Source organism: Roseateles amylovorans (assembly GCF_025398155.2).
Lineage (GTDB): Bacteria > Pseudomonadota > Gammaproteobacteria > Burkholderiales > Burkholderiaceae_C > Roseateles > Roseateles amylovorans.
Genome location: NZ_CP104562.2, coordinates 3,935,230 through 3,957,812, shown reverse-complemented (window position 1 = coordinate 3,957,812; position 22,583 = coordinate 3,935,230). Strand labels below are relative to the sequence as shown.

At 67.8% G+C, this 22,583-nt stretch carries 20 protein-coding genes; 12 read left to right on the top strand and 8 right to left on the bottom strand.

Annotation, left to right across the window (positions count from 1 at the left end; translation table 11 throughout):
* Window positions 1-5: 5 nt before the first annotated feature.
* Window positions 6-1,550 (bottom strand): amidohydrolase family protein, encoded by a 1,545-nt coding sequence (locus tag N4261_RS16400; protein WP_261756356.1) that lies wholly within the window; start codon window positions 1,548-1,550, stop codon window positions 6-8.
* A 355-nt stretch (window positions 1,551-1,905) separates the two neighbouring features.
* Here N4261_RS16400 and N4261_RS16395 point away from each other — a divergent pair, with 355 nt between their 5' ends.
* The 5 genes from N4261_RS16395 (at window position 1,906) to N4261_RS16375 (ending at window position 8,627) form a co-directional block, all read left to right on the top strand.
* Window positions 1,906-3,894, top strand: coding sequence for a DNA topoisomerase IV subunit B (locus N4261_RS16395; protein WP_261756355.1), 1,989 nt, complete (start codon window positions 1,906-1,908; stop codon window positions 3,892-3,894).
* Between the two features lie 15 nt (window positions 3,895-3,909).
* Window positions 3,910-4,458, top strand: coding sequence for a GNAT family N-acetyltransferase (locus tag N4261_RS16390; protein ID WP_261756354.1), 549 nt, complete (start codon window positions 3,910-3,912; stop codon window positions 4,456-4,458).
* On the top strand, window positions 4,455-5,213 hold the full coding sequence (locus N4261_RS16385) for a lytic transglycosylase domain-containing protein (protein ID WP_261756353.1): 759 nt from the start codon (window positions 4,455-4,457) through the stop codon (window positions 5,211-5,213). The genes N4261_RS16390 and N4261_RS16385 overlap by 4 nt, the downstream gene beginning before the upstream one ends.
* Before the next feature lie 178 nt (window positions 5,214-5,391).
* On the top strand, window positions 5,392-7,740 hold the full coding sequence (gene parC / locus N4261_RS16380) for a DNA topoisomerase IV subunit A (protein ID WP_261756352.1): 2,349 nt from the start codon (window positions 5,392-5,394) through the stop codon (window positions 7,738-7,740).
* A 383-nt stretch (window positions 7,741-8,123) separates the two neighbouring features.
* Complete coding sequence (locus tag N4261_RS16375) at window positions 8,124-8,627, top strand: FxDxF family PEP-CTERM protein (RefSeq protein ID WP_261756351.1); 504 nt, start codon at window positions 8,124-8,126, stop codon at window positions 8,625-8,627.
* A 227-nt stretch (window positions 8,628-8,854) separates the two neighbouring features.
* Here N4261_RS16375 and N4261_RS16370 read toward each other — a convergent pair whose 3' ends face one another.
* The 5 genes from N4261_RS16370 to N4261_RS16350 form a co-directional block, all read right to left on the bottom strand.
* On the bottom strand, window positions 8,855-9,484 hold the full coding sequence (locus tag N4261_RS16370; protein ID WP_261756350.1) for a hypothetical protein: 630 nt from the start codon (window positions 9,482-9,484) through the stop codon (window positions 8,855-8,857).
* A 5-nt stretch (window positions 9,485-9,489) separates the two neighbouring features.
* Window positions 9,490-10,824, bottom strand: coding sequence for a hemolysin family protein (locus N4261_RS16365; RefSeq protein ID WP_261756349.1), 1,335 nt, complete (start codon window positions 10,822-10,824; stop codon window positions 9,490-9,492).
* Between the two features lie 284 nt (window positions 10,825-11,108).
* On the bottom strand, window positions 11,109-11,534 hold the full coding sequence (locus N4261_RS16360) for a hypothetical protein (RefSeq protein WP_261756348.1): 426 nt from the start codon (window positions 11,532-11,534) through the stop codon (window positions 11,109-11,111).
* Between the two features lie 142 nt (window positions 11,535-11,676).
* Window positions 11,677-12,717 (bottom strand): quinone-dependent dihydroorotate dehydrogenase, encoded by a 1,041-nt coding sequence (locus N4261_RS16355; protein ID WP_261756347.1) that lies wholly within the window; start codon window positions 12,715-12,717, stop codon window positions 11,677-11,679.
* Window positions 12,718-12,918: 201 nt separating this feature from the next.
* The gene (locus tag N4261_RS16350; RefSeq protein WP_261756346.1) at window positions 12,919-13,908 is read right to left on the bottom strand and encodes a LysR family transcriptional regulator; all 990 of its coding nucleotides are present in this window, start codon (window positions 13,906-13,908) and stop codon (window positions 12,919-12,921) included.
* A 415-nt stretch (window positions 13,909-14,323) separates the two neighbouring features.
* Between N4261_RS16350 and N4261_RS16345 the strand changes: the two genes are divergently transcribed.
* Together N4261_RS16345 and N4261_RS16340 are read left to right on the top strand one after the other, a co-directional pair.
* On the top strand, window positions 14,324-15,175 hold the full coding sequence (locus N4261_RS16345; protein WP_261756345.1) for a DMT family transporter: 852 nt from the start codon (window positions 14,324-14,326) through the stop codon (window positions 15,173-15,175).
* A gap of 120 nt (window positions 15,176-15,295) precedes the next feature.
* Complete coding sequence (locus tag N4261_RS16340) at window positions 15,296-16,429, top strand: 3-deoxy-7-phosphoheptulonate synthase (protein ID WP_261756344.1); 1,134 nt, start codon at window positions 15,296-15,298, stop codon at window positions 16,427-16,429.
* A 30-nt stretch (window positions 16,430-16,459) separates the two neighbouring features.
* On the opposite strand, the gene N4261_RS16335 is transcribed toward N4261_RS16340, so the two are convergent.
* Both N4261_RS16335 and N4261_RS16330 read right to left on the bottom strand, forming a co-directional pair.
* A complete protein-coding gene (locus tag N4261_RS16335; RefSeq protein WP_261756343.1) occupies window positions 16,460-16,999 on the bottom strand; it encodes a hypothetical protein in 540 nt (179 codons plus the stop codon).
* Window positions 16,999-18,270, bottom strand: coding sequence for an AAA family ATPase (locus N4261_RS16330; RefSeq protein WP_261756342.1), 1,272 nt, complete (start codon window positions 18,268-18,270; stop codon window positions 16,999-17,001). The genes N4261_RS16335 and N4261_RS16330 overlap by 1 nt, the downstream gene beginning before the upstream one ends.
* Window positions 18,271-18,321: 51 nt before the next feature.
* Between N4261_RS16330 and N4261_RS16325 the strand changes: the two genes are divergently transcribed.
* The 5 genes from N4261_RS16325 to rpiA all read left to right on the top strand — a co-directional run bounded on the left by N4261_RS16325 (window position 18,322) and on the right by rpiA (window position 22,583).
* A complete protein-coding gene (locus N4261_RS16325; protein ID WP_261756341.1) occupies window positions 18,322-18,741 on the top strand; it encodes a DUF6644 family protein in 420 nt (139 codons plus the stop codon).
* Window positions 18,742-18,864: 123 nt separating this feature from the next.
* Window positions 18,865-19,338 (top strand): DUF6152 family protein, encoded by a 474-nt coding sequence (locus N4261_RS16320; RefSeq protein ID WP_261756340.1) that lies wholly within the window; start codon window positions 18,865-18,867, stop codon window positions 19,336-19,338.
* Window positions 19,339-19,484: 146 nt separating this feature from the next.
* Window positions 19,485-20,030 (top strand): DUF2141 domain-containing protein, encoded by a 546-nt coding sequence (locus tag N4261_RS16315; RefSeq protein WP_261756339.1) that lies wholly within the window; start codon window positions 19,485-19,487, stop codon window positions 20,028-20,030.
* 134 nt (window positions 20,031-20,164) lie between these two features.
* Entirely contained in the window at window positions 20,165-21,814 is a 1,650-nt protein-coding gene (locus tag N4261_RS16310; RefSeq protein ID WP_261756338.1) for a carotenoid oxygenase family protein, read from the top strand.
* 109 nt (window positions 21,815-21,923) lie between these two features.
* The gene (gene rpiA / locus N4261_RS16305; protein WP_261760735.1) at window positions 21,924-22,583 is read left to right on the top strand and encodes a ribose-5-phosphate isomerase RpiA; all 660 of its coding nucleotides are present in this window, start codon (window positions 21,924-21,926) and stop codon (window positions 22,581-22,583) included.

Genomic DNA, 22,583 nt, shown 5'->3' with positions numbered 1-22,583 from the left:
CTTGTCTACTTGTTGGTCGTCGCCTTCTTGACGGTGGCCTTGGATGTCGCCGGCTTTTTGCTGCTGCCTGCGGGTTTTCCCGATGACTTGGCGGATGACTTGGCGGAAGCCTTGCGGGATTTGCCCGAGGCCTTCTGGCCACCGGATCCGAGGGCGTTGTCCTCGGTGCCTGCGGTGGCGGCCACTTCCTCCAACTGCGTCAGCACGCGGCCTTGCTTGATGCGAAGCAGCGGTTTCTCGAGGGCGCCCAGGTCGTCCAGCGGATTGCCGGCCAGCACCAGGAAGCTGGCCTCGCAGCCGGTCTGGAAGCAGCCCAGCTTGCGCTGCGGGAACAGGGCGCGCGGCGTGTCCTGGGTGGCCAGGCGCAGCAGCGTGGGCTTGTCCAGCACGCCGAGCTGGGCCAGGTGCTTGACCTCCTCCAGCGCATTGCCGGTGAACAGGTCAGAGCCGACCAGCAGCCGGGCGCCCGCTTCGCGCAGCCGATCCAGGTTGCGCTTTTGCACATCCTCGATCCGGGCCAGCAAGTCCGGCGCGGGCTGGAACAGCCGGGTGGCGACGGTGGCGGTGACGATGCCGATCTTCTTCTCGGCGGCCATCACCGCCGCCTCCGGCGAAATGAGATGGCTCTCCGGGGCCTCGCCGTGCTGCGGGAAATAACCCGGCAGCTCGGCGATGAAGTCCACGCCGGCCCGCACCGCGGCCTCGAAATCCAGCGCGCTTTCCACATGGGCCACCACCCGCAGGCCGTCGGCGTGGGCGCGGCGTACCACCTCGGCCACCACCTCGGGCGTCACGCCCAGGCGGCCGCGCTGGTCTGCCTGACCGCGCAGCTCGGGCCGGTCGTGATAGCTCATGATGACCTTCACCAGGTCAGTGCGGCGGTCGCGGATCAGCGGCCATTTCTGTTCGACCTGTTCCGGCGTATCCATGATCAGCACCGCCTTGTCGACGATGTCCTCCAACGCCATGGGCGGCTGGCCGGACTGCAGCATGGCCAGCGGCTGACCGTCGGACGAGGTGATGCAGGCGGTCGCGAACAGCACATCCGGCGTGTCGGGCTGGGCGATGCGGTCACGGATCGGACCGATGGCCGCCGGATCGGCGCAGAGCATGGCGGCATAGAACACGCCGTCGCGCAGGTAGTCCTGGGCGAACTTGTCCAGGCCCCAGGCGCTTTGCAGGTTGTGGTTGTGGGCTTCGGCCAGCGGCGGCACCAGGGTCTGGCCGCGCAGCTCCATCAGCCGGTTGATCTTGCGGGGACGCTGGGCCGTGAACACGCCGTTGTCGATGTAGAGCGTGCCGCGTTGGAGCTTTTCGCCGTCGAACCACTGCGCATGGCGCAGCTCGATGGCCATTTCCGGGCTGGCCTTGAAGCTGGCGGCCTGCGCCGGGCCGCCGAGCTGGCTGCCCAGGGCGGCGGCGAGGGCGACGGCCAGCGACGCCTTGAGCGGTCGACGCGCAGTCTGGACGGCATCGGCCACCGCACCGAAGCGGTCGAGCGTACCGACGCGGCCGACCGCACTTGCGAGGAATCGAGAGAAGTTCAGCATCAAACCAGATCCGGCGGACAAGCGGTCGATGCTACGACAGGCCCGCCCCGTGACGACCGAACGCCCGGTAACCGGACGTGCCCCCGGGGCGCGTGCGTGCGCCCTACGGACGTTTGGCGGGGGGTGTTTTCCCGAAGTCCCTCTGTGGAGGGGCATGGCAGGGGGCGGCAGGCACCCGCCTGAACTCTCTCCTGACCGGGTTCGTGGCCATTGTCTTGACCGGCTGCGCCACTGCCCAAGCCCTGCTGCGGCGCGGATGGGCGCCGGGCGAGGGTGCAGGAAGTCGCAGGTGGCGGGCGGCCGCGCCGGCAAGATAGACGGGCAGGGCGGAGCGGGCTGCATAGAATCGCGCCCCATGGCAACCAAAGCAGACACTTCTCCCGGCAGTTACAGCGAAGGCTCGATCCGCGTCCTCAAGGGGCTGGAGCCTGTCAAGCAGCGCCCGGGCATGTACACCCGTACCGACAACCCCCTGCACGTCATCCAGGAGGTGATCGACAACGCTGCGGACGAGGCCCTGGCCGGTCACGGCAAGCGCATCGCGCTGACCCAGCACACCGACGGCTCGGTCACCATCGAGGACGATGGCCGCGGCATTCCCTTCGGCCTGCATCCCGAAGAGGGCGTGCCGGTGGTGGAGATCGTCTACACCCGGCTGCATGCCGGCGGCAAGTTCGATAAGGGCGCCGGTGGCGCCTACAGCTTCTCCGGCGGCCTGCACGGCGTGGGCGTGTCGGTGACCAATGCGCTGGCCAAGCGGCTGGAGGTGACCGTCTACCGCGAAGGCCAGGTCGCGACGCTCGCGTTCTCCGGCGGCGACGTGGTGGAACCGGTCGCCGTTCGCAAGGCCGATCTGAAGGCGGGCGACCGCAAGCAGGGCACCACGGTGCGGGTCTGGCCGGACGCCAAGTATTTCGAAAGCGCCGAGCTGCCCAAGGGCGAGCTGGTCCATCTGCTGCGCTCCAAGGCGGTGTTGATGCCCGGCGTCACGGTCACGCTGACCCAGGAAAAGACCGGCGATGTCCAGACCTGGACCTACAAGGGCGGCCTGCGCGACTACCTGATGCAGTCGCTGCCGGCGGATCCGCTGATCCCGCTGTTCGAGGGCGAGCAGTACGCCACCGCCTCCGAGAGCGAGAACTTCGCCGAGGGCGAGGGCGCCAGCTGGTGCGTGGCCTTCACCGAAGAGGGTCAGACCATGCGCGAAAGCTATGTGAACCTGATCCCGACGGTGGCCGGCGGCACCCATGAATCCGGCCTGAAGGATGGCCTGTTCGGCGCGGTCAAGGGCTTCATCGAGATGCATGCGCTGGCGCCCAAGGGCGTCAAGCTGATGGCCGAGGACGTGTTCTCGCGCGCCAGCTTCGTGCTGTCGGCCAAGGTGCTGGATCCGCAGTTCCAGGGCCAGACCAAGGAGCGGCTGAATTCGCGCGATGCGCTGCGGCTGGTGTCGGCCTTCGTCAAACCGGCGCTGGAGCTGTGGCTCAACCAGCATGTGGAGCACGGCAAGAAGCTGGCCGACCTGGTCATCAAGCAGGCCCAGACCCGCCAGCGCGCCGCGCAGAAGGTGGAAAAGCGCAAGAGCTCCGGCGTGGCGGTCCTGCCCGGCAAGCTGACCGATTGCGAAAGCACCGACCTGCTGCACAACGAGCTGTTCCTGGTCGAGGGCGATTCCGCTGGCGGCTCCGCCAAGCTGGGCCGCGACAAGGAAACCCAGGCCATCCTGCCGCTGCGCGGCAAGGTGCTCAATGCCTGGGAAGTCGAGCGCGATCGGCTCTTTGCCAACAACGAAATCCACGACATCTCGGTGGCCATCGGTGTGGATCCGCATGGCAAGAACGACGACCCGGATCTCTCCGGTCTGCGCTACGGCAAGATCTGCATCCTCTCCGATGCGGACGTCGACGGCGCCCACATCCAGGTGCTGCTACTGACGCTGTTCTTCCGCCATTTCCCCAAGCTGATCGCCACCGGGCATGTGTATGTGGCTCGTCCGCCGCTGTTCCGGGTGGACGCGCCGGCGCGCGGCAAGAAGCCGGCGGCCAAGCTGTATGCGCTGGACGAAGGCGAGCAGACCGCCATCCTGGACAAGCTGCGCAAGGAAGGCGCCCGCGAGGGCAGCTGGAGCATCAGCCGGTTCAAGGGCCTGGGCGAAATGAACGCCGAGCAGCTCTGGGACACCACGCTCAACCCGGAAACCCGCCGGCTGCTGCAGGTGCAGTATGGCGATCTGGACATCACCGACACCGAGGGCGCCATCAACAAGCTGATGGGCAAGGGTGAAGCGGCGGCGCGGCGCGAGCTGATGGAGCTGCACGGCGATGCCATCGAAGTGGATGTCTGAGGTCAAGGCCTGTCGATGACGACCTTGCCCCGCGTCACGCTGCGCCCGACCATGTTGTCCGATCTGGACTTCGTGGTCGGCGTGGAGCAGGACGCGGCCAACCGTCCGTTCATCACGCCCTGGGCGCTGATGCAGCATGAGGGGGCTATCCGCTTTCCGGATGCCCGGCACTTCATCGTGGAGCTGGCCGCCGAGCGCGCCGGGTTCGTGATCCTGCAGGGCTGCCGCAATCCGAATCGGTCGCTGGAGCTCAAGCGCATCGTGCTCGGTCCCAAGGGGCTGGGCGTCGGTCGGGCCTGTGTGCGCCAGCTCAAGAAGATGGCCTTCCTCCAGTTCGGCGCTCACCGCTTCTGGCTCGATGTGAAGGGCCGCAACATCCGGGCCCATGCGCTCTATCGCAGTGAAGGCTATGTCGAGGAAGGCCGGTTGCGCGAATGCGTGCGCATCGAGGACGAACTCGGTGCCACCGGGCAGCCGGTCCAGGCTTATGACGATCTGATCGTGATGTCCCTGCTGCGCGCCGAGTACGACGCGCGCGTCGAGCAAGGTCTGGAGGCCGCATGACCCGTCGTCATCTGAAGCGTCGTCTCGCCAGCCGCATGGCCCGCCAACTGATGCAGGGCCTGCGTCGCCACCTGGTGCGCACCGGGGTGGTGGGCTTGCTGGTCTCCGGCGGCGGTGCGGCCCACGCCGAACTGTGGGGTTATGTGGACGCTTCCGGCGTGGCGCACTTTGCGAGCGCGCCGCTGGACACCCGCTACCAGCCGGTGCTGGCGGCCAGCAGCGGCATCCAGCGGGTGCCCGGCAAGATCGACCACGGCCAGCGCCTGCTGACCTGGCTGGACATTGCCCCGGAGGTCAAGGCGGTGCAGCCCTACCTGCGGGAGGCGTCGGCGCAGACCGGCGTGGACATCGAATTACTGAAGGCGGTGATCGCGGTCGAATCCAGTTTCAGGGCGGATGCGGTCTCGCCACGCGGCGCCATGGGTCTGATGCAGATCACCGGCGTGACCGCACAACGCTACGGCACCGCCGATGAACTGCGGCGGCCGACGGCGCTGCTGGAGGCCCGCACCAACATCCTCATCGGCGCGCGCATGCTGGCCGACCTGACCCGGCGCTTCGGCCGCATCGATGCCGCGCTGGCGGCCTGGAATGCGGGCGAGGGCGCGGTGCGGCGGGCCGGCGGCGTGGTGCCCGACATCGACGAAACCCAGGCCCATGTGCATCTCGTGCTCGAGCTGTACTGGGCCTTGCTGCAGCGCAGCCTGGGCAGCCAGGCGCGACAACTGACCATGCACCGTCCCGAACAACCTTGACCGCGGTGCCCGGGCCCCTGGGGCCCGGCCCGCGATGACCGGTGGCGCCGGGCGCTCCGATCGACTGGACGACCGAATGATCGGCCGACCTGACGACGGGACGCCCGGCCCGTTCCCACCGCTCCCAGCATTGCCCGATTGATCGAATTGACCTTACCGGCCCCGCCGGTCCCCCCAGATGAACCAAGAGCAAGAGACCTTCGATTTCGACAACTCCCCCGGCGGTCCGGCGGGTCCGAGCCATCCGTCGGGCGATTCACTGACGCTGGCCCAGTACGCCCAGCAGGCCTATCTGGAATATGCGCTGTCGGTGGTGAAGGGCCGCGCCTTGCCGGCCTATTGCGACGGCCAGAAGCCGGTGCAGCGCCGCATCCTGTTCACCATGGAGCGCCTGGGCCTGGGCTTCACCGGCACCAACGGCGCCAAGGCGGTCAAGAGCGCCCGGGTGGTCGGTGAGGTGCTCGGTAAATACCATCCGCACGGCGACCAGGCGGCCTATGACGCGCTGGTGCGCATGGCGCAGGACTTCAGCCAGCGTTATCCGCTGGTCGATGGCCAGGGCAACTTCGGCAGCCGAGACGGCGACGGCGCGGCCGCGATGCGCTACACGGAAGCACGCTTATCCGCCTACTCGCGTCTGCTGCTCGACGAGCTGGACCAGGGCACGGTCGACTTCCAGCCGAACTACGACGGCTCCTATGACGAGCCGCGTGAGCTGCCCGCCCGGCTGCCATTCGTGCTGCTGAACGGGGCCTCCGGCATTGCGGTCGGCATGGCCACCGAGGTGCCCAGCCACAACCTGCGGGAAGTGGCCGAAGCGGCGGTGCTGCTGCTCAAGAACGAGAAGGCCAGCGACGACGAGCTCTATGCCAAGCTGCCCGGCCCGGACTATCCCGGCGGCGGCCAGCTGATCAGCTCGGCCGACGAGATCCGTGCCGCCTACAACAGCGGCCGCGGCAGCCTGAAGCTGCGGGCGCGCTGGAAGATCGAAGACCTCGCCCGCGGCCAGTGGCAACTGGTGGTCACCGAGCTGCCGCAGGGCGTCAGCACCCAGAAGGTGCTGGAAGAGATCGAGGAGCTGACCAACCCCAAGGTCAAGACCGGCAAGAAGACGCTCACCCCGGAACAACTGCAGCTCAAGGCGGCGGTACTGGCCGTGCTCGACAAGGCCCGCGATGAATCCAACAAGGATGCTCCGGTGCGCCTGGTCTTCGAGCCCAAGAGCCGCACCGTGGGCCAGCAGGAGCTGATCACCACCTTGCTGGCGCAGACCAGCCTGGAGACGTCGGCCTCGCTCAACATGACGATGGTCGGCGCCGACGGTCGTCCGGTGCAGAAGAACCTGCGCACCATCCTGACCGAGTGGAACGGCTTCCGCTTGAACACGGTCACGCGGCGCACGCAGTTCAAGCTGGACAAGGTCCGGGACCGCATCCACATCCTGGAAGGTCGTCACCAGATCCTGCTGCACATCGACGAGGTCATCGCCATCATCCGCAATTCGGATGAGCCCAAGCCGGCGCTGATCGAGCGCTTCGGCCTCAGCGATCGGCAGGCCGAGGACATCCTGGAAATCCGCCTGCGCCAACTGGCCCGGCTGGAGTTCATCAAGATCGAGCAGGAGCTCAAGAGCCTGCGCGAGGAAGCCGGCAAGCTCGAGGAGATCCTCTCCAATCCGAGCTCGCTGCGCCGCACGGTCATCAAGGAAATCGAGGCCGATGCCAAGCAATATGGCGACGAGCGCCGCACGCTGATCCAGGAGGACAAGCGCGCAGTGGCGGAGGTGCGCATCGTCGACGAGCCGGTGACGGTGGTCGTCAGCCTGAAGGGCTGGGTGCGGGCGCTCAAGGGCCACGAGGTGGATCCGGCGGCGCTGGCCTTCAAGTCGGGCGACTCGCTGTATGGCGTCTTCCCCTGCCGCAGCGTGGATCCGCTGATCGTGCTGGGCAGCAACGGCCGGGTGTACTCGGTGCCGGTGTCGGTCCTGCCGGGCGGCCGCGGCGACGGTCAGCCCATCACGACGCTGATCGAGCTGGAATCCGGCAGCCAGATCGCCCACTACTACGCCGCGGCCGCGACCCAGCGCCTGGTGCTGGCGGGCACCGGCGGCTTCGGCCTGGTGGCGGAGGTGGGTGACCTGGTCGGTCGCCAGAAGGCGGGCAAGAGCTTCCTGAGCCTGGAGGGCCAGGAACTGCCGCTGCCGCCGACGGTCGTGCCCAGCGGCACTGCGGTGCAGATCGCCTGCCTGACGCTGACCGGCCGACTGCTGACCTTCCCGATCGACGAGCTCAAGCACCAGCCCAAGGGCGGTCGCGGCCTGACGCTGATCGACCTGGATCCGAAGGATGCGCTGGTCAGCGTCGCCGCCTTCGCCCAGCAGTTGATGGTGATGGGCGTGGGCCTGCGCGGTGGCAAGCCGAAGGAAGAGCTGTTCAAGGGCGCGGCACTGGCGGCCCATGCCGGCAAGCGCGCCAAGAAGGGCAAGCCGGTGGAAGGGCTCAAGCCGCAGCGGGTGGTGGCGGGCTGAGGGCCCGGCAGGCGGATCGGTGGATTGATCCGCTGCCCGTGGGCAGACCCTGCTGCGCTCATGCGTGGCACTTCTCACCTCCAAGGGCCGGGCGGCAACGCATCGGCCCTTTGTGTTGGGCCGTTTGTCGGCCGGGACGGGGCAGGTCGGGCGTGCCAATTGGTGTTCCCGCCACACTGGGGTGCCGTGGCCGGGTTACAGGTTTGACCGGACCGGATTGGAGGCCTTTCAGAAGGCGCCAAGGGCCGGGTCTCGGCTGACTGGCAGAGCCCGCATTACCGTTGTGACGCACCGCAACATATTCCCCCGGTTTGGGGGATCCGGGCGGTCCTATGCTGCGATGCACACTCGCCCACGACATCAACCACAGCTCGGGATAGCTCATGAAATTCAAACCTGCCGTCTTGGCGCTGGCCGCCACTTTGCTGAGCGGCGCCGCCATGGCGACCACGGTGGAGCCGACCTTTGTTTCGGCCGCCGGTGGCTCCTTCACCGACGCCGTGATCGGCACTTTCACACTGGACCAGGCGTCCAATGTGAGCGGTTCGGTGATCGCCGCGACCTCGGTGTCCTGGAACGGCCTGGAACTGCCCCTGCAGTCGGTGAGCTTCAGCTTCGCCGGCATCAGCGGCAAGACGGACCTCGACGCCAGCGCCAACGGTTTCAGCTATGCCAACCTGGCCGCCGGCACCTACCAACTGCTGGCCAGCGGCACGCTGAGCGGCCTGGGCGCCCTGAACGGTGCCGCCATCGTCGGCGCCCAGTTCTCGACCACCCTGGTCGCCACCCCGGCGCCGGAACCCGCGACCTACGCCCTGATGCTGGCTGGCATCGGCGCCCTGGGTTTCCTGGCGCGTCGCCGCAACGGCAACAGCCGCAACCAGTGATCGCTGGTTGATCGTGTGATCGCCTGATCGGCGGCACGGTCTGAACGAGCCGGCGAACGCCAGCATCGGGCGGATCAGGCCGAGATCGACGCAACGACAGCAGCCTCGGCGCACGCCGAGGCTGTTTTGCATTCCGGGGCATTGATCGGCTAGTGTGGGTCGTCGCCTTCAGCGCCGCGTTCAACGCCGCCTCCAGCGCAGCCCTTAGCGCCGGCCGCAGCGCGGCGTCAGAGGTCGCCGGTGGCGCCGTCCCGCAGCGGTTGTGCCGTGGTTGCCGAACCGTTTTTGCAGTCCCGGATCACCAGTTGCACCAGCAGGTCAGCCTGCGTCGCATGGGTCCAGGACGCGCTCTTCAGCAGCACCCCCAGGCGTGCAGCGCCAGGGTCGGCGCTGGCCAGCAGATGGACCTCGAAGCTGCGGTCCGTCTCGTTGAAGAACACGCCCGCATCCATCGCCCGCCGCAGGGCATAGGTGTGCGAGGTGCGCGGCGCGCTGCGTGTCTTGGACTTGCTCTCGCGGGCCACCACCAGACGACAGTCCGGCTCCAGCACGAAGCGCGCGCGCTCCGAGCGATGCGCCTGGGTGCTGATTTCGTTGAGGGCGCGCAGGCGCTGGGCATTGCTCATGTCGAACGGGCTGAGCTGCGCCAGGTCCTCGGCGGGATAGCCCTCCGAGCATCCGGTCAGCCCCATCGCCAGCACCGAGGTGAGAGCGATGGCCGCGATGGTGGCGAGCGCCCGCGCGGGCCGGCCGGCAGGCTGCGCCGCGCGGCCCGCGGCCGTCCGGCGGGCCGCGTCGGCACAGGCGGAAGCGGAGGCGGGCTGCGGCGCAGCCGAGAAGGGGTCTGTGCGGGTCATGCCGCTCAGTCCGTGGCGGCGGCCATCGATTCCGGCAGCAGCGTGGCCAGCACCTTGTCAATGGTCTTGCCGTCCATGTCGACGATCTCGAAGCGCCAGCGGTCCCAGACCACGGTGTCGGCCACGCGGGGCAGCTTGCCGGTCAGCAGCATCATCATGCCGCTGAGGGTGTGATAGCGGCCGCGGTGTTCCTCCGGCACGGTGTCCAGCGCCAGGCGATCCTTCAACTCCGGCACCGGGATGTGGCCATCCAGCAGCCAGGAGCCATCCTCGCGTTGGACCGCCCACGCCTGCGCCGGATCGCGCGGCTGGAATTCGCCGGTGATCGCCTCGATCAGGTCATGCAGGGTGACCAGGCCTTGCACCTCGCCGTACTCGTCGATCACGAACGCCATGTGCACATTGCTGCGGCGGAAGTTCTCCAGCAGCTCCATGCCGGTGAGCGTCTCGGGAATGTAGAGCGGCGGCTCGAAGCCGGTGCCGGCGGCGGTGCTCAGGTCCTTGTCGACATCCGGCAGGAAGGATTCATTGCGCAACTGCCGAGTCAGCACCTGGCGGGCGCTGATCACGCCCACGATGTGATCCAGCCCACCCCGGGCGACCGGAAACCGCTCATGGTCGCAGTCGTTCAGGATGACGAGGTTCTCCTCGACCGACTTGTCGACATCCAGGAAGACGATGTCCCCGCGCGGCACCATCAGCGAGCCGATCTGCCGGTCGTCCAGCCGGAACACATTGCGCACCATGGTGTGCTCATGCGATTCGATCACGCCCGCGCTGGTGCCTTCGGCCAGCAGGGCGTGGATCTCCTCCTCGGTCACCGCGGACGCGCCATGGGTGCTCACGCCCAGCAGGCGCAACAGGCCATTGGTCGAGCCGGCCAACAGGGCCACAAAGGGCTTGGTGGCAATGGCCAGCGCGGCAATCGGCTTGGCCACCAGGCGCGCGACGACCTCCGGATTCGACTGGCCCACCCGCTTGGGCACCAGTTCACCCAGCACGATCGAGAAGTAGGTGATCAGCAGCACCACCAGACCGGTGGCCATGATGCTGGCGTATTGCATCGGCACGCCCACGGTGCCGAGCCAGGTCGCCAGCGGCCCGGCCAGTGCGGCCTCGCCCACGATGCCGTTCAGCACGCCGATCGAGGTGATGCCGATCTGGATGGTGGAGAGAAAGCGCGTCGGGTCCTCGCCCAGCTTCACCGCCGCAGCGGCGGCGGAATCGCCCTCATCGATGTAGCGCTGCAGTCTCGCCTTGCGGGCGGTGACCAGGCTGATCTCCGACATCGCGAAGAGGCCGTTGAGCAGGATGAGGGCGAACAATATGGCAATTTCCATTTCAGTCTCGGAAGCAAACAGTGCCGCCAGCCATCGGCTGGAAGGCACGACAACGAGGCCGTGGCGGCCTCGTCAAGGTCCGGTCCGCCGCGGCTGGTATCAGCGACGCGACGGTCCGGCAAAGGAAGAAACAGCGAGGGAGCGGCGGTCCGCCCGCTTCACCACCTCGGCGGCGGCCAATCCAGTGGGATCGGCACGGCGGCCGGCGCCGCTGGCAAAAGCCGTGAAGGGCCGTGAAGGGCGGTGAAGGGCGCTGAAAGGGCGGTGGAAAGAGGCGGTGGCCGCTAGCGGCGCAGGCCGCGTGGCGGTCGCAGCAGGCGGCCCGGTGGCGCGTCGGGCACGCGCAGGAGGGCGACCTCGGAGGGCGCCGCTTGGGGAGGGGTGAAGGCGATCAGCGGCGCTGCGGTCAGGCAGTGATCGGACATGTCGTCGGAGGTGTCGCCCAACTCGCCGACCAGCAGACCGCTGTCGTCGAGGCTGCGGTCGAGGCTGCCGTCGACAGCGGGGGAGGTTGACAGATCGATGGGCTTTCCGGGGCTGGGCAGCGCATTGGAGGCACTGCGCATCAGCGGTGTCGCGCTCGGTTGGCCTTCGATCCGAAAGGCGGCGGGGTCAGGTGTGGCCCCTGAATAGGTCGACACGCCGGCGGCGGCCAGACCATAGGCCGGCAGCAGCAAGGCAATGACGAAGAGGCGGAACCAGCGGATCACGAGCGGCATTGTATCGATGGCGGCGCGATGGCGTCGCTCGCACCGCCATCGGGAGGCTCGGGGATCAATGTCGTGCTTGCAAGTCGCGCGTCGGCGTGGTGCTTCAGCGTCGTGCGTCAGCGCCGTTTGTCAGGGTTGCGTTTCAGAGTCGTGCCATGGCACGGGCGCACTCGGGGACCAGCGCCGGGCCCTTGTAGATCAGGCCGGTGTAGATCTGCACCAGGTCCGCGCCGGCTTGCAGCTTGGCGCGCGCGTCTTCACCCGACATCACACCACCCACGCCGATGATCGGATAACCCCCGCCGAGCGCCGAGCGCAGCAGGCGGATCACCCGGTTGCTGGCCTCGAACACCGGGGCACCGGAGAGGCCACCGGTCTCGTGCGCATGCGGCAGGCCCTGAACGGCGTCCCGGGCGATGGTGGTGTTGGTGGCGATGACGCCGTCAATGCCATGCCGACGCAGGCTGCCGGCGATGACAGCGACCTGGTCCTCGTCCAGATCCGGGGCGATCTTCACGAACAGCGGCACCTGGCGGCCGCTGGCGTCCTGCAGGGCCAGCCGCCGGGCCTGCAACGGTCCCAGCAGCGCGTCCAGCGCTTCGTCGCTCTGCAGCTGACGCAGGTTCTTGGTGTTGGGGCTGGAGATGTTGACGGTGATGTAGTCGGCATGCGGGAACACGCCGTCCAGGCCGATCAGGTAGTCATCCACCGCGCGTTCGATCGGCGTGGCGGCGTTCTTGCCGATGTTCAGGCCCAGCAGGCCGCCGTGGTGGCGGAAGCTGTGGGAGCGCTTCACATTGGCGATGAAGCTGTCCAGGCCTTCGTTGTTGAAGCCGAGCCGGTTGATCAGGGCCTGCTTCTGCGGCAGGCGGAACATGCGTGGCTTGTCGTTGCCGGGCTGGGCCTTGGGCGTGACCGTGCCCACCTCGATGAAGCCAAAGCCCATCGCGCCCAGGCCGTCAATGCAGCGACCGTTCTTGTCCAGACCGGCGGCCAGGCCGATCCGGTTGGGAAAGCGCAGGCCGGCGATCGTCACCGGATCCTGGATGCGCGTCTGCGCCCAGGTGCATTGCGCAGGCGTGTTCTGCAACCGGGCGATGGTGCCCAAGGTCAGTTCATGGGCATGTTCGGGATCCATGCCGAACAGGAAGGGGCGGGCGAAGGCGTAGGGAATCAGAGACATGATGGGGCGCGATTGTCGCATCGCGCTTCAGGGGCGCCTGCCGCCCTCGTGCGAAGGGTGATGGGGGAGTCGCCCTAGTTCTTACGGCTCATCGACAGGCGGGCGGGCGACCGGCAGCGAGCAAAGCGCGCCCTGAGGCGGGCGCAGGCCGGGTCATTTGAGGGCCACGAGAAGGGGCGCGACAGCGACGGACAGCGAGGATCAGGCGCTCGTATCAGGCGCTCGTGTCGGTCGGGCGCTCACGTCGGTCAGATCCCGCTCCCAGGGCGGCACGTCGCCCAGTTGTTCCACCATGAAGTCGATCAGGGCCCGGACCTTGGGGCTGGGAAAGCGGCTGGGCAGGTACACCGCATACAGGACATTCGCTTCTGCCGGCCCGCCCAGCGGCGTCCAATCCGGCAGCACCGCCTGCAGCCGGCCGGCGCGCAGGTCGGGACCGATCGCATAGGTCGGCAGGATGGCGAGCCCCATGCCGGCCAGTGCCGCCACCCGCAGCGATTCACTGCTGTTGGCGGTCAGGCCGCTTTCGACGCGCAAGGTGCCGCTGATCTCCACCTCCGCCTCACCCTGCTCGGCATGGGCGAAGCGCCAGCGGTCCGGCGCATGCAGATAGCCGAAGCGCAGGCAGCGATGACCGGCCAGCGCCGCCACCGTGGTGGGCGTGCCGTGTGCGGCCAGGTAGTCGGGCGAGGCGCACAGCACGAAGCGGATGTCCGCCAGCCGCCGCGCCACCAGCCCCGGGCTGGGGCGGCTGGTGAGCCGCAGCACGACATCGAAGCCTTCCTCGGCCAGGTCCACATAGCGGTCGTTGAGACCCAGCACCACCTGGAGTTCGGGATGGCGAGCGCAGAACGCCACCATCATCGCGGTGAACTGCAGGTTGCCGAAGGCGGTGGAGGTGCTCAGCCGCAGGACGCCCCGCGGCGCTTCGCGCTTGCCGGCCACTTCGGCGTCCAGCGCCTGTGCATCCTCCAGCAGGCGCACCGCGCGCTCGTACACGCTGCGGCCCTCCGCGGTGGGGCTCACGCTGCGGGTGGTGCGGTGCAGCAGCCGGGTGCCGAGCTGCTGCTCCAGCCGCGCCACTTGCTTGCTGACGGCGGACTTGGTCGCGCCCAGCAACTTGGCCGCGCCGGAGAAGCCGCGGGCGTCGACCACCCGAGCGAAGGCCTGCAAATCTTCCAGTCGTCCCATGAGCGTTGGATTGTTGTGTTTGTGGAAACACTAAAACGAAATTTTGATGGATTGTGTCCTCGGTAGGCAGTTCTTAGAGTTCGTTTCTCCGTCGAGCACTGCGGAATACCCCCGGCAGCCCCTGCCGCGAATCTCCGCCATCACGCTCAGCCCTACGACCCTTCTGCAGGAGAACGCCATGGCGTCCACCGTGCTCCCATCCGCCCCCTCGTCGTCCCGGACCCAGGCGCCTAGCCCTGTGAGGTCGATGCCACGTGGCGGCTCGCCCGCAACCGCATCCGCAACTACAACTGCATCCGAGTCGCGACCGGGGTCGGGATCGGACTTCGCCGCAGTCGTCGGCGAGCCCTCCGGATCGGGATCCGTCCCAGGTGCCCCTTCCGGCCTGGCGACGCTGGTCTCGCTGAGCCTGCCGATGTTGTTCATCCTGCTGTGGAGCAGCGGCTACGTGGCCGGCAAGCTGGCGCTGCCGCATGCCGGCCCGTTCAGCCTGCTGGCGCTGCGTTTCGGCGTGGCGGCGCTGGTGCTGCTGGCGGTCGCGGTGCTGACCCGCGCGCCCTGGCCGCGCACTGCCCGGGCTTGGGTACATCTGGCGGTGGTGGGGTTGCTGATGCAGGTGCTGCATTTCAGCGGCGTCTACAGCGCGATCCAGTGGGGCCTGCCCACCGGCATCGCGGCCCTGCTGATCGGCATGATGCCGCTGGCCACGGCGCTCGGGGCCCATCTGTGGCTGGCGGAGCGATTGACGCCGCTGCAGGGGTGGGGGTTGCTGGGCGGGGCGGCCGGGGTGGCCCTGGTGATCGCCGGGCGCCCGATGGGCGGCGCGGACTGGCAGGCCTATGGCGCTGGCTTGATCGGCCTGGCCGGGCTGGTGACCGGTACGCTCTATCAAAAGCGGTTCTGCGCCGGGATGGACCTGCGCAGCGGCAGCGGCATCCAGATGGCGGTGTCGGCGCTGGCGGTGCTGGGGTTGGCCTTGTGGCGCGAGCCCGCACTGCCGGACTGGAGCCTGGAGCTGGTCGGCGCCACCTTGTGGCTGGCCTTGGTGAACTCGATCGGCGCCTTCAGCCTGATGTTCGTGATGATCCGGCGCGGGCAGGCGGGGGCGGTGGCGCGCCTGTTCTATCTGATCCCCGGCGTCTCGGCGCTGATGGGTTATGCGGTGCTGGGGGAGCGGCTGTCGGGCCAGGCGCTGCTGGGCTTTGCGGTCTCGGCCGGTGCGGTGGCGCTGGTGGCGATGCGGGATCGACAGACGACAGCCCGGTGAAGACAGGTCCCCGGAAGAGGGGGGCGCTGGGTTGTGCGCGTGGTCATCCCGTGCGAAGGGTTCGGTGCGGGTCGATAATCGACGGCTCATTTCCGGCTCCTGCCAGAGCCCGCCGCCGCCATGAAGACACTTGACCACCCGCAGCAGGACCGCGAAGTCGGCTCTGCCGACAGCACCCGCGATGACACCCGCACCGACGACACCCGGATCGACGCGGTCCGGCCGCTGATCTCGCCGGCCCTGCTGCTGGACCAGCTCCCGCTGCCCGAGTCCTCGCTGCGCGTGGTGGAAGCCGCCCGCCAGCAGATCAGTGCGGTGCTGCACGGTCAGGATGACCGGCTGCTGTGCGTGGTCGGTCCGTGCTCCATCCATGACCACGGCCAGGCGATGGACTATGCGCGCTTGCTCAAGGACCTGCGGGACGAGCTCAAGCAGGATCTGCTGATCGTGATGCGGGTGTATTTCGAGAAGCCGCGCACCACGGTGGGCTGGAAGGGCTACATCAACGATCCGCATCTGGACGGCAGCTTCCACATGAACGAAGGTCTGCGTCTGGCGCGTCAGCTGCTGCTGGACGTCACCGCGCTGGGGTTGCCAGCCGGGACCGAGTTCCTGGACCTGCTGTCGCCGCAATACATCTCCGACCTCATCGCCTGGGGCGCGATCGGTGCGCGCACCACCGAAAGCCAGAGCCATCGGCAGCTGGCCTCGGGGCTGTCCTGCCCGGTGGGCTTCAAGAACGGCACCGACGGTTCGGTCAAGATTGCGGCGGATGCGGTGCTGGCGGCACGCGCCAGCCATGCCTTCATGGGCATGACCAAGATGGGCATGGCGGCCATCTTCGAAACCCGCGGCAATGACGACTGCCACCTGATCCTGCGCGGCGGCAAGGCACCGAACTATGACGCGGCCTCGGTGCAGGCGGCGGCCGAGGCGCTGAAGTCGGCGGGCCTGCGCCAGCAGCTGATGATCGACTTCTCGCATGCGAACTCCTCCAAGAAGTTCGAGCGCCAGATCGATGTGGGCCATGACGTCGGCGCCCAGATCGCCGGCGGCGACGCCCGCATCACCGGCGTGATGATCGAGTCCCACCTGCAGCCGGGCCGACAGGACCTGCTGACCGGCCAGACCAAGGCCGACCTGCTGCCCGGTGTGTCCATCACCGACGCCTGCCTGGGCTGGAGCCAGACCGAGCCGCTGCTGCGCGAACTTGCGGCGGCGGTGCGTCAGCGGCGGGAGCGGGCGGCGGGTTGATCGTCCTGAGCCAAGGCGGCGCAAGGCGGCCTATGAAGCGGCGCCCGTCGGCTCGCTCGCGGTGAGCCATTCAATCAACTGTGGAAGCATTGCGTCGCGAGTGGCCGCATGGTCGAGCGCGGCGCGTGGCAACTGGGCGCCCATCAGACCGGGTGCATGAGCCGGGCCATCGAAGCGACGGGCAAATCGCTCTTTGTATTGCGCCGTGGTCCAGCCATGGCGAATGGGTTCGTCGATCAGGCCCAGCACCCAGGCTTCCAGGCATGGCGTGCACGAGAAGATGCGAATCGCATGGCGGCGGGCCAGCACGCGGGTCGCAGGGGTCCAGTCCGTATCGGTGTCCAGCAGGACAGCGGTACGGTCGAAGGCGGCCTGGCGTTTGAGGGCGATGGCATGTTTGACCACATGGCCAGCACCATGCCCCCGCGCATTGCGGATGGTGAGTTGGCAGCCTTGCCTGTCCGAGGTGTAGATCGAGCGCAGGTGCGACAGAAGCTCCACCTCCGCTTGGCCTTCGCCAACCAGCAGCGCGGTGCGGCGTGAATGGCGCGTCGGGTTGCGTCGCATCATCAGAATCTCGGAATGCCGCCGAGCGCACCGGCCATGTACTTCGCCCGCAGGTTGTCGTCACTGCGCAAGCCCTTGATTTCGTCAGCGCGGTAGCCCTGGCTGTGACCGTCGGTCTTCTCGACGAGCAAGACCTGACTCTTGTGCAGCAGATCCAGGATCTCCGAGGTATGGCAGGTGAAGATCAGTTGGGCCTGATGCGGATTGGTGGCCGGATTGGCGAACAGGTCGAGGATGGGCTCGATCATCAGCGGATGGAGATCGCTGTCGAGCTCGTCCAACACCGCCAAGCCGCCATCGCGAAGCACTGGCAGCAAGCGAGACAGCAGGACGAACGCGCTTTGCGTGCCGCTGGACTCCTGCTCCATGCGCAAGGCGAATTCGCCAAGGGCACTGTGGTGTTTCACCTTCGCATGCCACGATCGATCCACAGAGCCGTCTGCTCGCTGCGCGTCCAGCCGCTCGATGTCCACTTCCGAGACCCCCAGATCCCAGGAGGCCAGAAACCCCACCATGCGTTGCCGGGCGCCATCATCCTGCGCGAAGAATTCGGCGGATTGCGCCAGGTGCTGAGCGCCGAAGTGGCTGCGACCGTCCAGATTGATGTTGGTGACCACCCCGAAGGAGCGCAGCCACTGTGCCAAAGGGACGCCGTATTGGGCGGCTGTCGAGATCAACGAGGCGTTGAATCGGACTTTGCGGGCTTCCGCCGGGCTGAAATCAAAGCCCTGTTGCTTGATGTCGTAGCCTGATTCGTCCGCATTGAGGGTGCGGACGAAGACATAGTTGAATCGCTCACGCTTGCGGAACAACGCCTCCCGGAAGACGCGTTGGGCGCGGATCTCCAGTTCATAGCGCCACAGGCAGCCATCGGTGTCCTCGACCTCCAACGCTATCCGGGCGGGCTCTGCCGTCGCCAGGGCATGCGTGCTCATGGGGATGGGCTGATCGGCCGGGAGATGGAAAGAGTGCGCCACGAACCAGGCCACAAAGGCCAGGGGCTTCAGCGCGCCCGTCTTTCCCGCGCCGTTGGCCCCCATCACCGCCAGGACGGTGGTCAAGCGCGCGTTGCCCCGTGAGGTCACCTGCCATCCATGCGAGGCCGCTTTCTGACTCAGTTCGAAGGAGACCACGGTCTGGTCTCTGAAGCTCTGAAAATTGGAAAAAGCGTAATGGCGAAGCATCGGGACGCGATCCGTGATGGCGGAAAAATTTCTGGATAAAGAGAACATTAAACAAAAATCCGTTGAAAGTCGATTCTGGTTGGCTCTCAAGTGCGGATTAGCTTCCGTTCGGTTCACGCCGCGTGATCTACTTCCTGCACGATGCTTGCCCAACTCGTCTCGCACCCCTGGGCCTATCCCGCCTACGAAGTCGTTCACCTGATCGGCCTGGGCGCGCTGTTCGGCGGCTTGCTGGTGTTTGAGCTGCGCACCCTGGGCGTGCGCCCCGAGGTGGATCCTGGCGCGCTGGCCCGGCTCGCCATTCCCACCGCACTGGCCGGATTCGCGCTGTGCCTGATCTCCGGGGCCGCGATGTTCGCGACCCAGCCGCAGGAGCTCTGGATCAACGGCGCGCTGCGGGTGAAGATGGCACTGATCCTCCTGGCGGGCCTCAATGCCGCCTGGTTTCACCGGCGGGGCGGCGTCCGGGCGCAGGATCGGCTGGGACGCGCGCAATGCCTGCTGTCGCTGGTGCTTTGGATCGCCGTCATCATCTGCGGGCGCTGGATCGCCTATGTTTGAAGGCGGCTGCGCGAAGCCAGTCCCGCCGCCAGTGCCTGCGGCTCCGCAGCGGGATGCGGATTTGCCGGCACGGCACGGCGCGGGCTGGCGATCCGGTCCGGTCCATCACTCTGGGAGACTCTGATGCAACGTCGTTCGCTGTTGACCGTCCTCTCATCGGCCCCGCTGTGGAGCCTGCCCGTGCGGGCCCACCACGGCTGGAGCGGGTTCGATCAGGACCGACCGCTCTACCTCGCCGGGCGCGCCACCCAGGTGGCCTGGCGCAATCCGCATGTCGAGCTGATGCTGGATCTGCCGGAGCGGCTCAGCCTGCCCGCCGACCTGAAGCAGCGCACGCTGCCGCGCCAAAGCGCCGCCGTCGACTCCGCCGCCTTGCTCGCGAAGGTGCAAGTGCCCACGCGCCGGGACCGGCGTTGGGAGGTCGAGCTGGCGCCGCTGACGCGCATGCAGGCCTGGGCCGTGGACGAGATCAAGCCCGGCACCGAGGTCGCGGTGATCGGGTTCACCGCGCCGGCCGAGCAGGGCGAGGCCGTCCTGCGGGCGGAATATCTGTTCATCGGCGACAAGGTCTACGGTTTGCGGTCTTCCCCGGTCTGAGCGGTCAGGCGGCGCGAACACCCGGGTGCCGTTGGCGCCGTGCAGGCGACCACTCGCGCCGCGGGCGCTCGGTTCGTCTCAGGTCGCTCGTCGAGGCAGGGGCCGGTTCCTAGAGTGGCGACATCGACCACCCACTGGAGCCCGCCATGAACCGTCGCCTCGATGCCACCTCTGTCACGCCGGCCGACGACCGTCGGACCGCCTCGTCCGCCGCACATTCCGCCAAGCCGGAAATTGCCCGCTCCCTTCGGCGAGCGCTGAAGTCCCTCTGCGCGCTGGCCGTGCTGGGCGCTGCATGGGCCAGCCAGGCTCACGCAGCCGACCTGGAACTGGCGGTGAGCGGCTTTGCCGGCGCCGAGGAGCAGCGTGGTCAGCTGATGGTGGCGGTCTTCGCCGACAGCAGTGATTGGCTGAAGAAGCCGGTCGCGGTGCGTCGCGTCGCCGTGGCCGAAGCCGTGGACGGCCGCCTGGTGTTGCGATTCGGCGATCTGCCGGCCGGTCCGGTCGCGATCAGCGTGTTCCAGGACCTCAATGGGAACGGCAAGTTGGACACCAACCCGGTGGGCATGCCGCTGGAACCGTTCGCCTTCTCTCGTCAGGCCCAAGGCAACTTCGGACCGCCTCGCTTCGAGCAGGCCGCGCTGGAGGCGGGCACCACCCGTCACGCCATTCAACTGCCGGCGATGCCCTGAAAGGCCCCGGTTCGCCGTGCCTGCGCCATCCCGATGGACCAGGCACGGAGGTCGGCTGGATGTCGGCCCGATATCGCCCCAATATCGGCCCGATATCGCCGCCAGTTGCGTTGCACCTCCACAGGAGCGCAGTCATGAAGCCCGAGACGATTGTCGAAATGAACGACCCATTGAACGACCTATTGAACGCCCCATTGAACGCCACGATGAATCCTGCCGGACGGCCCGCCGACCAGGCCGCGTCGCCTGCCAGTCCGCAGCGGCGGGCGCTGCTGCGCAGAGCGACGCACTCGACGTTGGCACTCAGCGGCTGGTCACTGGCGCAGCAGGCGCTGGCCGACACGGCCCATCTCGTGAACGGCGCGGCGGCGCTGTCGGCGGCGGACTTTGAACGCGCACTGGCCGCAGCGCCGGAGTTGCTGCCGCTGCGCGGCTGGGACGGCCAGGATCGCGCCACCGCCGAGCTGCGCATCGAGGGTCGCTGGCCGCGCGAGTTGCAGGGCACGCTCTACCGCAATGGCCCGGGCCTGATGAGCCGCAGCGGCGAGCGCTACCGGCATTGGTTCGATGGCGACGGCCTGGTGCATGCCTGGCGCTTTGAGGCGGGGCGGGCGAGCCATCAGGCGCGTTTCGTGCGCACCGCCAAGTTCCGGGCCGAGCAGGAGGCGGGACGCTTCCTGCTGCCGACGCTGGGTACCGCGATTCCGCCGCAGCGCCCGGTCGTGGGCGCGGACAGCCTCAATGTGGCCAACACCAGCGTGCTGCGCCTGGGTGGACGTCTGCATGCGCTGTGGGAAGGCGGCAGCGCCTATGAGCTGGACGCCGACACCCTGGACACCGTCGGTCCGCGCGCCTGGGACCCGGCCTTGCGCGGCATGCCGTTCTCGGCCCACCCCAAGGTGGAAGCCGACGGCACTGTCTGGAACTTCGGCAGCACCGCGCGGCATCTGACCGTCTATCGATTCCATCCGGATGGCGTCCTCGCGGCCCATCAGACGCTGGCCTTGCCGATGTCGGCGATGGTGCATGACTTCGCGGTCTCGCAGCGCTTTCTGGTGTTCCTGCTGGCGCCGCTGACGATGGACCTGGCGCAGTTGCGCGCCGGCGCCAGCATGACGGCGGCGATGCGTTGGCAGCCGGAGCAAGGCACTCGGGTGCTGATCCTGGACAAGGCGACCTTGACGCCGCGCTGGGCGGAATTGCCAGCGAGCATGGTCTTTCACTTCGGCAATGCCTGGGATGAGGGCGATGACCTCGTGCTGGACTATGTCGAGGCACCGCCGCTGCCGGAATTCAACCAACGCATCGCCGCCTTGATGGCGGGGCGGCAGATGGACTCGGCGCCGTCCCAGCCGCGGGTGCTGCGGCTGTCGCTGAGCGGCGGGGCACCGCGATTGGAGCGCCGCGATGAAGCGGTGGAGTTCCCGGTGGTCGATCCTCGGGTGGTCGGCCAACGCCATCGCTTCGTCTACTACCCGACCCGTTTCGCGCAGCCCCACCGGTGGGGCTTCGATGGGGTGATGCGGCTCGACCTCGAGACCGGCGCCCGGCAGCGCTTCCAGTTCGATGAGGAGGTGCTGCTGGAGGAGCAACTGCTGGTGCCTCGTCCGGGCAGCAGCCGCGAAGGGCAGGGCTGGCTGCTGGGACTGGGCTACGACGTGCGTCGCCAGCGCAGCTTCGCCACGGTGTTCGATGCCGAGCGCCTGGGCGATGGCCCGCTGGCCCGCGCGTGGCTGCCGTACTGGGTGCCGCTGGGTTTTCATGGGCGCTTCTATGCGGCTTGATGGTGGCCTGTTGGGGGTGTGAGGGCGGAGATAATCCGGCCTTCCTTTCCCCCAGCTTCCAGCTTCCAGCTCCGAGTTCGATCCCATGACCGCTTCCCAACCCGCTCCGATGACCCAAGACGAATTGAAGACCCTGGTCGGCCAAGCCGCCTTGAAGTACGTCACGCCGGACACGGTGGTGGGCGTGGGCACGGGCTCGACGGTGGACAAGTTCATCGACGCGCTGGCCGCCAGCGGCATCCGCATCGCCGGCGCGGTGTCCAGCTCGGTCCGCAGCACCGAGCGGATGAAGGCCCTGGGCATTGCGGTGCTGGAGGCTTCCGAAGTCGAGGCGCTGCAGGTCTACATCGACGGCGCCGATGAAATCGATCATCACGGCCACATGGTCAAGGGCGGCGGTGCCGCATTGACGCGCGAGAAGATCGTGGCGGACCTTGCCAAGACCTTTGTCTGCATCGCCGATGAGAGCAAGCTGGTCGACGCGCTGGGCCGCTTCCCGCTGCCGGTGGAAGTGATCCCGATGGCCGCCGCGCAGATCACGCGCCGGTTCGCGGCGATGGGCGGTACTGCGCGCCTGCGCGAGGGCTGCGTGACCGACAACAGCTGCCAGATCCTGGATGTGACGGGTCTGCGCATCACCGATCCCGCCGCCTTCGAGGCCGATGTGAATCAATGGCCCGGCGTGGTCACGGTGGGCGTGTTCGCCCGCAACAAGGCGTCGGTGTGCCTGCTGGGCACGGCGCAGGGCGTGAAGACGCTGACCTTCTGA

Excerpts from the sequence above, each read along its gene's own strand:
- N4261_RS16400 (WP_261756356.1), bottom strand. The coding sequence starts at position 1,550 with ATGCTGAACTTCTCTCGATTCCTCGCAAGTGCGGTCGGCCGCGTCGGT.
- N4261_RS16395 (WP_261756355.1), top strand. The coding sequence starts at position 1,906 with ATGGCAACCAAAGCAGACACTTCTCCCGGCAGTTACAGCGAAGGCTCG.
- N4261_RS16390 (WP_261756354.1), top strand. The coding sequence starts at position 3,910 with ATGACGACCTTGCCCCGCGTCACGCTGCGCCCGACCATGTTGTCCGAT.
- N4261_RS16385 (WP_261756353.1), top strand. The coding sequence starts at position 4,455 with ATGACCCGTCGTCATCTGAAGCGTCGTCTCGCCAGCCGCATGGCCCGC.
- parC (WP_261756352.1), top strand. The coding sequence starts at position 5,392 with ATGAACCAAGAGCAAGAGACCTTCGATTTCGACAACTCCCCCGGCGGT.
- N4261_RS16375 (WP_261756351.1), top strand. The coding sequence starts at position 8,124 with ATGAAATTCAAACCTGCCGTCTTGGCGCTGGCCGCCACTTTGCTGAGC.
- N4261_RS16370 (WP_261756350.1), bottom strand. The coding sequence starts at position 9,484 with ATGACCCGCACAGACCCCTTCTCGGCTGCGCCGCAGCCCGCCTCCGCT.
- N4261_RS16365 (WP_261756349.1), bottom strand. The coding sequence starts at position 10,824 with ATGGAAATTGCCATATTGTTCGCCCTCATCCTGCTCAACGGCCTCTTC.
- N4261_RS16355 (WP_261756347.1), bottom strand. The coding sequence starts at position 12,717 with ATGTCTCTGATTCCCTACGCCTTCGCCCGCCCCTTCCTGTTCGGCATG.
- N4261_RS16350 (WP_261756346.1), bottom strand. The coding sequence starts at position 13,908 with ATGGGACGACTGGAAGATTTGCAGGCCTTCGCTCGGGTGGTCGACGCC.
- N4261_RS16345 (WP_261756345.1), top strand. The coding sequence starts at position 14,324 with ATGTTGTTCATCCTGCTGTGGAGCAGCGGCTACGTGGCCGGCAAGCTG.
- N4261_RS16340 (WP_261756344.1), top strand. The coding sequence starts at position 15,296 with ATGAAGACACTTGACCACCCGCAGCAGGACCGCGAAGTCGGCTCTGCC.
- N4261_RS16335 (WP_261756343.1), bottom strand. The coding sequence starts at position 16,999 with ATGATGCGACGCAACCCGACGCGCCATTCACGCCGCACCGCGCTGCTG.
- N4261_RS16325 (WP_261756341.1), top strand. The coding sequence starts at position 18,322 with ATGCTTGCCCAACTCGTCTCGCACCCCTGGGCCTATCCCGCCTACGAA.
- N4261_RS16320 (WP_261756340.1), top strand. The coding sequence starts at position 18,865 with ATGCAACGTCGTTCGCTGTTGACCGTCCTCTCATCGGCCCCGCTGTGG.
- N4261_RS16315 (WP_261756339.1), top strand. The coding sequence starts at position 19,485 with ATGAACCGTCGCCTCGATGCCACCTCTGTCACGCCGGCCGACGACCGT.
- N4261_RS16310 (WP_261756338.1), top strand. The coding sequence starts at position 20,165 with ATGAAGCCCGAGACGATTGTCGAAATGAACGACCCATTGAACGACCTA.
- rpiA (WP_261760735.1), top strand. The coding sequence starts at position 21,924 with ATGACCCAAGACGAATTGAAGACCCTGGTCGGCCAAGCCGCCTTGAAG.